This window comes from Acholeplasma sp. ORD1043, assembly GCF_057808485.1.
Genome location: NZ_JAQLOJ010000007.1, coordinates 49,258 through 63,232 on the forward strand (window position 1 = coordinate 49,258; position 13,975 = coordinate 63,232).

A 13,975-nucleotide genomic window follows, 5' to 3' on the forward strand; every position below is an offset into this window, starting at 1 on the left:
TCATAGTTTAAGTTAAATCTTTACTTTTATATATAAAACATAGATAATTTATATGCATGTTAGGAGTAAAGTTATATGACAATAACCGAATTAATTGAAAACGAATTAGAAGAAGATACATTAGAATTTGAAGTATACAATGAAGATGGCGAAGAAGTTGAAGTAGACTTCGACTTTACTGAAGTAAAAGAAGTTGTTTATTATAAAGTAGCTAGAATCATAATTAAAGATTGAATCGCGGTTTAGATTCAAATAAGACTTGTGAGGTATTCACAGGTCTTTTTAATTTTAAATATTTGTCTCAAAACATATTTACTTTGTCCCAAAAATAATATATAATTTGAGTAGGTGAAAAATATGAAGAAAAAGAATGTAATAAACTTAATTAAATACCATGCAGAAAAAAACGACATTCAATTCAAAAATGAAGCGTTTGAAATAGCGCGTTATTTTGATTCGGTAGGAGATAATGACATTGCTGAATATATCATGTCATTAGTTTCTGATGCTAATGTGTTTATACCTCAAAATTTAGAAATTAATTCTAGATTTTTAAGACAAATAGAAAGCAACAATGATCAATTACCTTTGCCGTCATTAATACTAGATGATATTAAAGGAATTATTAATGCTATCAATCATAAGATAGGAATGCACAAGTTTCTATTTGAAGGTGCACCAGGGACAGGAAAAACCGAATCTGTTAAGCAAATTGCTAGATTATTAAATCGAAGATTATTAATAGTTGATACCTCAGAACTTATTGATAGCCGATTAGGACAAACTGCTAAGAATATAGTAACAGTTTTTAATGAAATTAATAGGGTGCCATATCCAACGAATTTTATAGTTTTATTTGATGAGATTGATACGATTGCTTTAGATCGAATAAATTCTAATGATTTGAGAGAAATGGGGCGAGCAACATCGACTATTTTAAAGGAGTTAGATAAATTAAATGAAGGTGTAGTTTTAATTGCAACAACTAATTTATATGAACAATTTGATAAAGCATTACTCAGAAGATTTGACTCTGTTCTTAATTTCAATAGATATTCGAGAAAAGATCTAATTGATATAGCAGAGACTATATTAAATAGTTTTATTAATAAATTTGATAAAGTTAAAAAGGATGTAAGATTATTTAGAAAAATCATTAATCTTTATGAAACAATTCCGTATCCTGGTGATCTTAAAAATATAATTAAAACTTCATTAGGATTTAGTAATCCAACAATCGAATATGATTATTTAATTAGATTATTTAGTCATATAAAAGGTGATATAAATAATTACTCATTGAAAGAACTCTATGAAATGGATTTTACTGTAAGAGAAGTTGAAGCATTAACAGGGATATCAAGAAGCCAAGTTTCAAGAGAGTTGAAGGTGACTCAAAATGAATGATTTATTGCATATAAAGGGACCATTTGAACATAGAAGTAATCCAAGTAAGCCTGGTGCACCAACACTTGCTAGAAAGAACGTAGTTTCTATTGAACGATTGTTGAAATTGCAAAATGATTTATCTCACATTGCAAGTACTTTTGCTTACATGCAAAACAAAATTGTAAAAGATGTAATGGTGAGTGTATATTACAACAAGGTTGCTGCAAAAAGTAATAGAACAAGTGCTTTTTTTAAAAAAACTGGTCAATCATCTAATGATACAATTGTCGGTGCAAAGTATGGAGAAAATGGAAATCATATAATTACTCATTATGTTCCAATTGAATCAATCTATAAAGGGATTCAACAAATTGAGTATGCTGTTGAGATAGTGAGAAAACATTTCAATGATCCTGTAACATACTTGGAATTCAACAAACCAGAAAAATTTAATAGGATAATCTTTGATAATAAGAAGATATCTAAAAGTACATTTCAAAATTTAATTGTCGATGTATCATACATTGAAAAATTTGGAATAGAAAATGCAGAATTTACAACAGATAGAGATAGTGTAATAACATTTTATAGAACAGAATTAACATCAAAAGAAATATTAGAAAAAATTAATCTTAATATTGATCAAGCAAAAATATTAAACTCGACAACTGTTGTATTATCTAAAGACCAAATACAAATTTTAATCGACACGATTCCTCATTTGATTTCAATGGCAGTTGAAGATATATCTGAATATTCACCAAGTGACTTCAAAGAAAAACCATTTAATCAAACAATGTATATACCAGATCCTAATAATGAACCTATTATTGGTGTTATTGATACACAATTTGATACCAGCGTTTATTTTAGTAAATGGGTAGAATATGAAAAAATGATAAGTGATGACATAGAAGTACGAGAAATTGATAAAAAACACGGTACCAGAGTGACTTCAATTATTGTTGATGGACCCTCGCTAAATCCTAGTTTAGATGATGGTTGTGGTAGATTTAGAGTTAAACATTTTGGTGTAGCTCTTGCCGGGAGATTTAGTTCTACTTTGATTATGAGAAACATAAAAAAAATTGTTACAAATAACCCAAATATTAAAGTATGGAATTTATCACTTGGATCAAATACAGAGATTCATAGAAACTTTATATCGATAGAAGCTGAGACATTAGATCGTATTCAATACGAAAATGATGTGATATTTGTTATTGCAGGAACAAATGACCCGGATTTAACTATGAAAAAAATCGGATCACCAGCAGATTCAATTAATTCTATTGTTGTAAATTCGATAGATTTTAGAGGTAATTATACTGATTACTCAAGAACAGGTCCTGTCCTTGATTACTTTACAAAGCCAGACATTAGTTATTACGGTGGTACAAATATTGAACCACTAAAAGCAGTTGATTCCAGTGGAATTGTAAATGTTTATGGTACGTCATATTCTGCACCTTGGATTGCAAGAAAATTATGCTATTTAATTGAGATTTTAGGTTTTAATAGAGAAATTGCAAAAGCCTTACTCGTTGACTCAGCAATTGGATGGCATAATAATCCTAACCACATTGTTGGTCATGGGATCATACCGGTACACATAGAAGACATTGTTAAAACAAAAGATGATGAGATAAGATTTGTATTATCAGAAGTTGCTGAAATGTTTGATACATACAGTTATCGTTTCCCAATACCATTTCATAAAGAAACATACCCTTTTATAGCAAGAGCAACTTTATGTTATTTTCCAAAATGCTCTAGAAATCAAGGTGTTGACTACACTAATAATGAATTAGACATCTATTTTGGAAGAATAAACGATAAATTAAAAATTGCTTCAATCAATAAGAATAAGCAAAGTCTAGATGAGGGTCCAGTTACCGAAGAAACAAGTAGAAAAGAATTTGGAAAGTGGGACAACATTAAGCATTTGCGCGATAAAAATACACTGAATCCCAAAGGGAAACAAGTATATAATTCCAAATTGTGGGGTATGAAGGTTGTTACGAAGGATCGATTAGGTACAAAAGCTGATACCGGTATTCGATTTGGAGTAGTAGTAACTTTAAAAGAAATAAATGGTGTCAATAGAGTTGAAGACTTTATTCAAATGTTTAGTTTAAACGGTTGGATAGTTAATAGAATCAATGTTGAAAGCCGCATTGACATTTATGAAAAAGCTGAAGAAACAATCAAATTCGATTAATTATTGATTGATGTTGCAGCTTGGTTTATTTAAATAAAATCAAGCTGCAACTTTCAAAATATAATCGATTAAATATTATATCGGTTATGATGTTTTCCTAAAACATTATGATTTGAATTTGAATCAGGAATATGATTCAAACATTACATTAAATAGAAGGAGAAAAGACTAATGAACAAAAAGCAAACTTCTAAAGTAGTAGCTTCAAAAGCTTCAACTGTTCTAAGAGACGACAGATATAGTTCAAAAGCTAAGTCAATAGCTTGTAGTGCATTATCTCAAACAAAGTCATCAAATAAAAAAAAGTAGACTTTATATTGCTGTATAAAATCTACTAACTGCCCAAATTGATGTGGGCCTAACTCGTAAGCAATTATACCACATCAATTTCTCTTTTCAAAGGAAACACATATTTTCTTTAAACCTGTAAGAAGCAAGTATGATGTTTCAATCATGAAATATTTTTGATTCATTATTGGAATCAAGAAAGAGAGAAAGTATGAAAAATTCAAATGACAAATTAGCAATTATAGGTATTATTCTCATTGTATGTGGATCTATAGCTGTTTTATTCTCGATTCCACATATTGTAGATTTAGTATTATTTAAAATGCCATTTTTGACTTTTATAAATTATCATGCATTATCATATGCAACACTAGTTGCTGGATTACTATTGTTTTCATATGCAAAATCAAGATAATGGATAATTAAAAACAAAAGTTTTTTCACCTAGATTATCACTAGGTGTTTTTCTTTTACACTACAAAATTCACTAACCAAGGACTATCAATAAATATATTGCTAGGGTTATTACCTATTGATTCAATAATTCTGTTTCTATTTCTTTCACCTTCATCAACAGGATCTAATTTACTCCACTCTTTCATCAGTGAAACATCAATCTTACCAGAATTTCTCACCTCAGGATAAGTAACATACATATAGAGAAGAACTCTTGCTATATTGCCTTTCCATCTATCCTCAGGTTCATACATACCTTCTTCATATCCAAACATCATGTTACCTCTTTGAGTATTAATAACAGGATCTGCAGCATATAGATTATGAAGATCATTCACAAATGGTAATTCTTGATTATCAACTATTGCCCAGCTTCTAGCATAAACATGTTCAGTATTAGGTATTAGTGAAGTAGAATATCCATATAATACATACGTTCCATGAATAGCTCTTACTTGGGATACTTCATAAGTATTATGAGGTATCCCTTTTTCGTTTGCTGTTACGACTCTTAATTCAATAGATAGAAGTAATACCATAAGCAAGACTATAGAATAAGTAATCACTGTATATAAAATATTTGATTTATTAAAAAGAATTGTCTTTATGAACTTAAACTTCCTGTAATAATCAAATTTAAAGAAACTTAATGGAATTAATAGAAGAAATAAGAAATTACCATTTACTAAAGATGCTACTAGGCTAAATAGAAGTATACCTAGAATATAAACATCAAAGAATTTATAATCATGATCTTCTATATTTGATTCATGATATTCAGTAATTAATCCAATAATGAATAAACCACCAATTAAAAAATAAACCGAGATTAAAAACGAACCTAAGATAACAAATACTGTTATGTTAAGTAAGATGTTTTTAAACTCGGTTTTAAATTCTAAATCGTTACTAGTTATTAAACTCACTAAGTTAAATCCAATTAAAAAGATATACCAATAAGTAAATAACAAGGATAAGAATATAGTAAAGAGTAATATTCCAAAGTGTAATTGATGATATCTGTTTCTATATTCTTTTGCATCTATATCATATTTTGTTATGATATAAAAGTTTGCTGCAAGATACAAAAGAAGTAGAACAAGTGGTGTCCAAAAAGTTCTAAGTTCTAAAATTAATAAACTAAATATTGCTAGTGTGATAAATATCGAGTAAATAATAACATGGAGTAAGTTCTTATTTTCAACTTTATCAAACATCTATAAGATTACCTCACAAGTTTTAGCGTCGAAAATGAATGCATAATCTTAAATCCTGCATCCATATAAATATTTCTTGCTGGGTTTGTTCGTCCGGTAAATAGTGTCATATATTCTGCACCCATTTGTTGTAAATTATACACTAACATTTGAAAGAGTGCTTTTCCAAGACCTTTACCTCTATGGTCTTCATTTAATTCAATACCATAAAAGATACCACGTTTATCTTCTGCAATATGCATAGGTCCGGCAAAACCGATTTCTTTTTTGTTGTATAAAGCTGTTACAATTGGATAAGGGTTTTCACGGTTTAGGTTATTTAAAATCGCTTCACTAAAACTTCTCGAACCTAAACCTTCAGCAAATTCTTTTAATCCATAATGCACATCTTTATTATATAGAGTTACTTCATATCCTTCGTTCTTAACAACTTCTAAATTACTAACTACTGAATCCTTTAATTTAAACTCACTTAGGTCCATAAAGTAAGTATCTTCAATAGAGTGTTCAATAAAACCTAATGCTTGATAGAGATTATGTAGTTCACTACCAATTAATTCACCTTGGTAATTTGGATGGATATGCTTATGATCTACATACCAAGGCACACCAAATTTATGGAAGAAGTGTACCCAAATAGTTTTATTTGTTTCTTTGATTAATCTTTCTAATAAAATCTTTTTATTTTCAATTGGTCCTAAAACCATTTGAATATATATTCCTTTTTCAGAATCATCGCTATAAATGATTAAACCAGTAATTGAATTACCATCATGTGTGGTTTGATAGCGTTGATTTGAAATCATTCTTTCAAAATTGTTTTTATCCTGTAAAACATATCGTGTTTCTTTTATATTTTCTTTATAAAACGTATAGAGTGTATTTAGTGTGTGCGTCATGTTTTAAGTTTTCCTTTATAGTTTATTTTCTAATAAATATGCTTTTAGTTTTGGATCAGATGAGAATCCTCCAATAGAACCATCTGATTTTATGATTCTATGACATGGAACAAATAACATTACGGGATTCTTACCTACTGCATTTCCAACTGCTTGATAAGCTTTAGGGTTTCCAATGCGTTCTGCAATATCTTTATAACTTGCAGTTTCTCCTGGTTTAACCTTTCTTAGTTCTTCCCACACCTTTACTTCAAAAGGTGTACCTACTAAACTAAGTGGAACACTAGAGACATCTTTACCTTCAAAGAAACGTTTTAAGTAACCCTTATAACGTTTTTCTACTGCTTTATCTTCTCTAAAGGTTCCATGGTAATCAATAATATATGAGCTTTCATAAAGGCTTGTAATACCTTGATCATTAGCCTCAATCGTAAACTTCCATTCTTTATATTCAAAGAAGAATAGATAACGCCAATTAATCTCCTCATCCCAGTTGATATGTTTATTTATCATTATGTATTTCCCCTAACATATTTTCTGCAAATCATTTGCAAAAGTAATTTGAAGTGATATAATCTATTTGCAAATGATTCGCAAATGAGGTTTCACTATGAAAAAAATTGTAACATCTATATTTATTTTACTATCAATCTTCATATTCACAGCATGTCAAGAGGTAGAATCATACGATATTTTAACAACAAACTTTATTACCTATGATGTTGTAAAGTCAGTTGTTGGAGATGAATTAAAGGTTGGTGTGTTAACCGCGGTTAATCAAGACTACCATGATTATGAACCAACATCTAAAGACTTACTTAAAATTAAACAAACTAAATTACTTGTTATCTTAGGTTTTGAATATGAGACTTGGTTAAACAATGAAGAAGGTTTAGAAAACTTTATAAATCAAGATGCAGCATATATCAATCTATCATCATTTATAGAAGAAGTGCATGAAGAACATGAAGATGAAGATCACGATCATCATCATGGTGAACACTTCTGGACGAATCCAAAGACTTACTTGCATATCATTGATGAGGTTTACTTTTATTTAAGTGAAATGTTTCCAGAACTATCAGATTCATTTGAATTAAACTGGGATAGTTATACAACATTACTTACTGATACAAATGTTTCATTTCAATTGTACTTAAGAGATAACCCAATTGATGAAATATACTTTGTAGGACACAATGCCTTACAAGGATTTAGTGAGTTTTTCAATATTAGAATCACACCACTTGAAAATTCAATTAATCCACATAGTGATCCAACCAGTGAAGATGTCAATATATTCATTAAACTATTAAAAGATAAGAATGTAAAAATTGTCTTTACTGAAGAGTTTGTTAATGAAAGTTATGTAAACTTCATTAAAGAAGCTATACCATCGATTAAATTTTTAGAACTTCATGGCTATCATAAAGTATCGCTTGATGAATTTAATGAAGGTATTACATATATTGATTTACTATTAAGAAACATAGAAAACCTTAAAGAGGTACATAAATATGAATGATATAATTATTAGCTATGAAGATGTCTCTATACTCTATGGAACCCATGAAGTCATTAAACATTTATCATTTGATGTAAGAAGAGGTGACTTCTTAAATATTGTTGGTCCAAATGGCGCAGGTAAGACAACCTTAATTAAAAGTTTAATTGGTGAACTATCAGTTGATAGTGGAAAAATTACTAAGAATTGTCTAAGACTTGGCTATGTACCACAACGCCAAGAAATTAAAAGACATTTCCCACTAGCAGTATCTGAATTCTTATACACTGGCTTTGAAAATCAAAAACTAGTGATCTCTAAAGAAGATAAGGCATTAATGATTTCTTGGTTAGAGAAAATGAATTTAGAAACATCAATTATTCATAAGAAGATGAATCACTTATCTGGTGGTGAACTTCAACGTATTTACTTTATAAGAAGTTTAATTTCAAAACCAGATTTATTAATTCTAGATGAACCAGCAAGTGCACTTGATCCAAACTTTAGAGAGAAGTTTTACGATATCTTAAAAGAAATTAGAAAAGAAATGAATTTAACGATTATTCATATTACCCACGACTTAACCGATGTGATATTAAAAGACAGTTTAGTGATGTATATCGATAGAGACGTTAAGTTCTTTGGAGGGTTTGAAGATTTTAAAGCATTTGAACACGAGGGACATCATCATGGATAATTTATTCTTATTATTAGATATATTAAAAAATGGTATTTGGATTGTAATCTTCTTAGGTTTAACTGCTAGTATCCTTTCTCCATTTATTGTCTTAAATGAACAAAGCTTAATTGCAGATGGATTATCACATGTATCATTTACTGCACTAGCGATTGGATTATTTTTCATGGATGACCCTTATTATCTTGCCATCCCTATTGTTGCTATTGCGAGTATTTTAGTTAAATGGATTTCAACTAAAACTAAAATCCAAGGTGATGCTGCACTTGGTATGGTATCATCTGTTGGGTTTGCTATTGGTTTAATTGTGATTAAATTTTCAAACTCAAATATTAATTTAGAAAGTTTAATTTCAGGTAACCTTTGGCTTCGTACAACTCAAGATGTATTTTTAAGTTTAATTGTCTTCATACTTGTTGCAGGATTTATTCTTCTTAATTACCGTAAGATGATTTCATTAACTTATGATTTTACTTATTCTAAATTAAATGGTGTGAAATCAGAAGTACTATCTTATGTATTTGCTGTATTAACTGGTATCTTTGTTGTGGTGGGGGTTAGAAGTATTGGTGTCTTACTCATTTCATCATTATTAATCTTCCCTGTTGTTACATCAAACATTACTGCTAAAAACTTTAAATCATTAATTATAACAGGTATGGGATTAACTTTAGGTGTTGTCTTAGTTGGCGTTATTCTAGCACATTTCTTAAATTTACCCGCAGGAAGTATGATTGTTATTACCTATATGATATTATTCATCAGTATATCTTTAATAAAAAAATTAGTAAGGGGGCATATCTATGACTAAGCTTACCCAAAAAAGAGAAGCTATATATAATGCATTAAAATCTAGTGATGCACCAAAAAGTGCTGAACAAATAATTTCAATCTTAGGTAATAATTTAAATCTATCAACTGTTTATCGTGCACTTGATAAGTTTTATCAAGAAGGGATTGTTTCTAAAAATTATTTAGATAATACTGCCTTTTATTTTATTAATGAACATGATCATCATCACTTTATGATTTGTGAAGTATGCAAAGAAAAGTTTGAGATGGATTGTCATATTGATGAAATGATTCTTGAAATTGAAAAGAAATATGGATTTGTTGTTTCTAGACATGATTTAAACTTTTATGGTGTATGTAAGAACTGTAAAACAAATTAATTAAAAATATTAAGTGTAATCTCGTATTAAGGTTGCACTTTTTTATTTAGAAAAGTACTAAAAAACGTACGAAAATTTTTAAAGATAAATTGCTTTACAACCAAACACATATTTTTTATAATGAGAGTAGTATCAAATGTAACGTATAATCGACCAGATACATCGGTGTACATCGGTGGTCAAGTCTCTACCTAGGTGCCGAAATACCTAGACTACGTACATAGAAAAATTACTTTTTTCTTTTTATACGTATTTAGACTAAACCACGATGATCTCGTGGTTTTCTTTATGTTTGTTACAAAAAAATAAAAAGAGGAGAAATTAATGAAGAAACTCATTGTCTTAATTTTTGTAGGTATCATGTCACTAGTTTTAGTGGCTTGTGGATCTAACGATCCAGATAAGATTGTTGTTGCCTTTGTTCCATCAAATTCAGCAAGCGCGGTTATTACTCGTGCAACTGAACTTGAAGAACTCTTAGAAGCACAAGTTCCTGGCAAAGAATTTGAAGTTATTCTTGGTACAGACTATGACTCAGTTGTAGAAGGTATGTTAGCAGGAACCATTCATGTAGGGTTCTTAACTGGTCAACAATATGCAGCGGTCTCTACAGAGTATCCTGGTGATGTTGAAGTCATCTTAACATCTGTTAGAAAAGGATTCCAAGCACAGTTTGATGCATCTGGTAATTTAGTAAGTGAACAACAACTTTTAGCAAATATGCAAAGTCCTAATTATACTGCACAATTATCTGAAAAAAATGTTACTTTCTATCATTCAATTTTAATTGTTCCTAAAGATAGTAATATTAATTCCGTGGCTGACCTTGCTGGTAAGAATGTTGCTACTCAAGCCACAACTTCAGGTTCTGGTTTCGTATATCCTTCAGTCCTTCTTCATCAAAACAATCTGAAGTTTGTTTCAGGTACACCAAATGCTGCAAATGGTGAAGTTCAATATACAGTCGTATCAGGACATCCAAATGCTGCATTAGCTGTTTATAATGGTGACTTTGATGCAGCCTTTACATTCATGGATGCAAGAAGTAATTTAGTTTCAGAATATGCAGATATTTTTGAGAAGACTAAAGTCGTAGCTTTAACACCTGGTGTTTATAATGACACAATTTCAGTAATCAGTTCATTAAGTGCTACTTTAAAGACTCAAATTCAAGATGCATTCTTAGCAATCATTGAAACTGAAGAGGGTCTTGATATTCTATCAGTTTATTCTCATACTGGATATTTAAAATCAAAAGATGAAGATTATGCTGGTGAAAGAGAAGTTTACATATTTAAACGCGATAATTTAAGTTAAATAAATAAGTTTTTTGGAGGGATAGACATGATTAAGTTTGAAAATGTCTCAAAAGTTTACCCGAATGGTTTTAAAGCTTTAAAAGATATTAATCTTGAAATTCATGAAGGTGAATTTGTTGCAATCATTGGTCTATCTGGAGCAGGGAAATCTACTTTACTAAGAACGATTAATAAGATTCACGACATCACAAGTGGAAAACTTTATTTTGATCATGTTGATGTTTCAACGATTCATGGGAAAGATTTAAGAATCTTTAGAAGAAATATTGGAATGATTTTCCAATCATTTAATTTAGTAAAGCGAATGAGCGTGTTTAAAAATGTGTTAGCAGGTAGAGTGGCTTACCACTCTACCTTCAAAACACTTTTTGGTATATTCCCTAAAAGTGATCAAATCTTAGCATTAGAAGCACTGGATAAAATGGGGATTCTTGATAAAGCATTTGAAAGAGCAGATAGATTATCAGGTGGTCAGATGCAAAGAGTAGCCCTAGCAAGAGCGCTTGCTCAAGAACCAAAATTAATTCTTGCAGATGAACCGGTTGCATCACTTGACCCAATCACTACTTTATCTGTGATGGATGATTTTCAAAGAATTAATAAAGAATTTGGTATTACGATTATTACCAATATGCACCATGTCGATTTAGCATTAAAGTATGCCTCAAGAGTTATCGGTATTAAAGAAGGTAGAATTGTCTTTGATGGAAAGACAAGTGAAGTTACAGAAGCTGTATTAGAAAATATATATGGTAGAAAACTCACCAAGGATGAAGTGTTAGAAAAAGCTGAGGTGGTTTTATAGTGGCAAAATCTTATGTTTTACCAAATGGTAAAGTCATTAAAAAACCAACTAACTTAAATTGGGTTTATTTTCTTATTGTCCTTATCCTTTTTATCTATGCACTAACTTGGACACCAATTACTGTATATAATATTAAGTTTGATCGTTTCTTTACGTTAATTAGACAATTATTCACTCCACAAAACGGTAGAGATTGGGGTGATTATTTTAGTTATACAATTGAAATTTGGACACCATTTATGGAAACCATTAGAACTTCATTTGCAGGCACTGCAATAGGCGCAATTTTTGCCATACCAGTTGCATTAATTTCAGCAAATAATCTCATCAAAATTAAATGGATTAATGAAACAACTAAATTCATCCTTTCTTTAGTTAGAACGATGCCGATTGCTATTATTGCTGTTTTAGTTGCAGCGTTTATTGGTTTTGGTAATACAGCAGGTACCATTGCTGTATCAGTTTTTAGTTTTGGGATATTAGCTAAGATGATTTATGAATCTTTAGAAACAATTGATATGACACCACTAGAAGCACTTGATGCAACTGGTGCTACTACCTTACAAAAAATCCATACTGCAGTGATCCCTCAAGTAAAACCAATCCTCATTTCATACTTTATTTATGTGTTTGAAATAAATATTAGAGCATCTGTCATATTAGCTTATGTTGGTGCTGGTGGGATTGGACAAATTTTAAGAGAAAACTTAGGACCTCTTGAATGGTATAACCGTGATAAAGCTGGTTTAATTATCATTCTATTAACCTTGATGGTTGTCATTCTAAATTACTCTTCTAATGCAATTAGGAGGAAGTTACAATGACAGAAAATCAATTAAGTTTAAACACTAAATTAAAGCAAAAGCCAAAGACTTGGATCATTAATGGGACCATCACTTTACTCTTTTCATTATTCTTTGTTTATTCTATTAGTGATTCATCTATTAACTGGCGTTCAGTAGAGACCTTTATTACCAATTTCCCTAATACAATTAGAAGATTTTTGAATCCGGATTGGGATTGGCTATTTGGTTTAGAAATCTATAAGTTCAGTCAAAGTGTCATTTATTTTTCAATTGAAACATTAGCAATTGCTTTTGTTGGTACGATTATTGGTGCTATTTTAGCCCTTCCAATTGGTGTCCTTGCAAGTAAAAATATAACAGGGAATAAAACTTCAAAGGTGAGTGATTTTGTTTTAATCTTAATCAGAACATTTCCTGAAATTGTACTTGCTATTATTTTAATTGGACTCGTTGGTCCTGGGGCATTTGCTGGTGCAATCACAATTGGAATTCATTCTGTTGGTATGCTTGGAAAATTATATAGTGAAGCCATAGAAAATATGGATAAAGGCCCAATAGAGGCATTAGATGCAGTTGGTGCGACAACATTTCAAAAACTAAGATATGCAGTTGTACCTAATGTCATGCCTGATTTTCTATCCATCATTCTATATAGATTTGATATTAATATAAGAAGCAGTTTTATTCTAGGGTTTGTATTAGCTGGTGGACTAGGTGCACCAATATCTTATGCTTCAAGTGAAAGAAATTGGGAGGGTATTAGTGCAATCATTATAGCCATTATGGTTATGGTTTTATCTATCGAATATATCTCAACTAAACTTAGAAAAAAATTGGTTTAAATATTCATGTGTTAGATTATTTTTTTTTAGATAAAAGATATAGAAGTTGAATCAAGTTTAAATAACTAACAAATGATATCATTCCTAATCTCAATTCCTTTATTTATCATGGGTTTAATCTCAATGACATTTCCAAATGTGATCAATCAATTAATGATTAAAATAACTAAAAATAAGTATGATAAAAAGTATGAATCTAATTACGGATATGCTCTGTTTTATCAAGTAAATGGATTGATATTATTAATCCTTTCATATCTATTTATCATCTATCTCATCATTTAACAAAATAAACTCATCTTCTAAAGAAAGATGAGTTTTTATATTATACGTTGTATAATAAGACATATTAGGAGGATT

At 29.9% G+C, this 13,975-nt stretch carries 17 protein-coding genes and 1 riboswitch; of the genes, 14 read left to right on the forward strand and 3 right to left on the reverse strand.

Translation table 11 applies throughout. The features are described 5' to 3' along the window. Positions 1-75 precede the first annotated feature (75 nt). The 5 genes from PG914_RS03495 to PG914_RS03515 all read left to right on the forward strand — a co-directional run bounded on the left by PG914_RS03495 (position 76) and on the right by PG914_RS03515 (position 4,313). Complete coding sequence (locus PG914_RS03495) at positions 76-234, forward strand: hypothetical protein (protein WP_488822322.1); 159 nt, start codon at positions 76-78, stop codon at positions 232-234. Positions 235-357: 123 nt separating this feature from the next. Then, a complete protein-coding gene (locus tag PG914_RS03500; protein ID WP_488822323.1) occupies positions 358-1,407 on the forward strand; it encodes an AAA family ATPase in 1,050 nt (349 codons plus the stop codon). Further along, the gene (locus tag PG914_RS03505) at positions 1,400-3,610 is read left to right on the forward strand and encodes a S8 family peptidase (protein ID WP_488822324.1); all 2,211 of its coding nucleotides are present in this window, start codon (positions 1,400-1,402) and stop codon (positions 3,608-3,610) included. Before PG914_RS03500 ends, PG914_RS03505 begins: the two co-directional genes overlap by 8 nt. Before the next feature lie 171 nt (positions 3,611-3,781). Continuing rightward, complete coding sequence (locus tag PG914_RS03510; protein WP_488822325.1) at positions 3,782-3,919, forward strand: hypothetical protein; 138 nt, start codon at positions 3,782-3,784, stop codon at positions 3,917-3,919. Between the two features lie 190 nt (positions 3,920-4,109). Further along, positions 4,110-4,313 carry a hypothetical protein gene (locus tag PG914_RS03515; protein ID WP_488822326.1) on the forward strand — a complete coding sequence of 68 codons (204 nt, stop codon included), beginning with the start codon at positions 4,110-4,112 and terminating at the stop codon, positions 4,311-4,313. A gap of 55 nt (positions 4,314-4,368) precedes the next feature. On the opposite strand, the gene PG914_RS03520 is transcribed toward PG914_RS03515, so the two are convergent. From PG914_RS03520 to PG914_RS03530, 3 genes are read right to left on the reverse strand one after another with little or no spacing between them, the layout of a single operon-like run. Continuing rightward, positions 4,369-5,571 carry an endonuclease gene (locus PG914_RS03520; RefSeq protein WP_488822327.1) on the reverse strand — a complete coding sequence of 401 codons (1,203 nt, stop codon included), beginning with the start codon at positions 5,569-5,571 and terminating at the stop codon, positions 4,369-4,371. A gap of 8 nt (positions 5,572-5,579) precedes the next feature. Next, positions 5,580-6,470, reverse strand: coding sequence for a GNAT family N-acetyltransferase (locus tag PG914_RS03525; protein WP_488822328.1), 891 nt, complete (start codon positions 6,468-6,470; stop codon positions 5,580-5,582). 15 nt (positions 6,471-6,485) lie between these two features. After that, positions 6,486-6,983: a methylated-DNA--[protein]-cysteine S-methyltransferase gene (locus tag PG914_RS03530; RefSeq protein WP_488822329.1), complete on the reverse strand. Its 498-nt coding sequence runs from the start codon at positions 6,981-6,983 to the stop codon at positions 6,486-6,488. A 97-nt stretch (positions 6,984-7,080) separates the two neighbouring features. Between PG914_RS03530 and PG914_RS03535 the strand changes: the two genes are divergently transcribed. From PG914_RS03535 to PG914_RS03575, 9 genes are all read left to right on the forward strand, one after another. Continuing rightward, on the forward strand, positions 7,081-7,995 hold the full coding sequence (locus PG914_RS03535; RefSeq protein ID WP_488822330.1) for a metal ABC transporter substrate-binding protein: 915 nt from the start codon (positions 7,081-7,083) through the stop codon (positions 7,993-7,995). Beyond that, positions 7,988-8,671, forward strand: coding sequence for a metal ABC transporter ATP-binding protein (locus PG914_RS03540; RefSeq protein WP_488822331.1), 684 nt, complete (start codon positions 7,988-7,990; stop codon positions 8,669-8,671). Before PG914_RS03535 ends, PG914_RS03540 begins: the two co-directional genes overlap by 8 nt. Beyond that, the gene (locus PG914_RS03545; RefSeq protein WP_488822332.1) at positions 8,664-9,482 is read left to right on the forward strand and encodes a metal ABC transporter permease; all 819 of its coding nucleotides are present in this window, start codon (positions 8,664-8,666) and stop codon (positions 9,480-9,482) included. The genes PG914_RS03540 and PG914_RS03545 overlap by 8 nt, the downstream gene beginning before the upstream one ends. Then, positions 9,475-9,843: a Fur family transcriptional regulator gene (locus tag PG914_RS03550; protein WP_488822333.1), complete on the forward strand. Its 369-nt coding sequence runs from the start codon at positions 9,475-9,477 to the stop codon at positions 9,841-9,843. Before PG914_RS03545 ends, PG914_RS03550 begins: the two co-directional genes overlap by 8 nt. Positions 9,844-9,963: 120 nt before the next feature. Continuing rightward, positions 9,964-10,078, forward strand: a riboswitch (purine riboswitch). Between the two features lie 89 nt (positions 10,079-10,167). Beyond that, the gene (locus PG914_RS03555; RefSeq protein WP_488822334.1) at positions 10,168-11,160 is read left to right on the forward strand and encodes a phosphate/phosphite/phosphonate ABC transporter substrate-binding protein; all 993 of its coding nucleotides are present in this window, start codon (positions 10,168-10,170) and stop codon (positions 11,158-11,160) included. Between the two features lie 27 nt (positions 11,161-11,187). After that, positions 11,188-11,967, forward strand: a complete 780-nt coding sequence (gene phnC / locus PG914_RS03560) for a phosphonate ABC transporter ATP-binding protein (protein WP_488822335.1) — start codon at positions 11,188-11,190, stop codon at positions 11,965-11,967. Next, complete coding sequence (gene phnE / locus PG914_RS03565) at positions 11,967-12,791, forward strand: phosphonate ABC transporter, permease protein PhnE (protein ID WP_488822336.1); 825 nt, start codon at positions 11,967-11,969, stop codon at positions 12,789-12,791. Before phnC ends, phnE (PG914_RS03565) begins: the two co-directional genes overlap by 1 nt. Further along, the gene (gene phnE / locus PG914_RS03570) at positions 12,788-13,615 is read left to right on the forward strand and encodes a phosphonate ABC transporter, permease protein PhnE (RefSeq protein ID WP_488822337.1); all 828 of its coding nucleotides are present in this window, start codon (positions 12,788-12,790) and stop codon (positions 13,613-13,615) included. The genes phnE (PG914_RS03565) and phnE (PG914_RS03570) overlap by 4 nt, the downstream gene beginning before the upstream one ends. A 72-nt stretch (positions 13,616-13,687) precedes the next feature. Further along, positions 13,688-13,900, forward strand: a complete 213-nt coding sequence (locus tag PG914_RS03575) for a hypothetical protein (protein WP_488822338.1) — start codon at positions 13,688-13,690, stop codon at positions 13,898-13,900. The last annotated feature ends 75 nt before the right edge of the window (positions 13,901-13,975 follow it).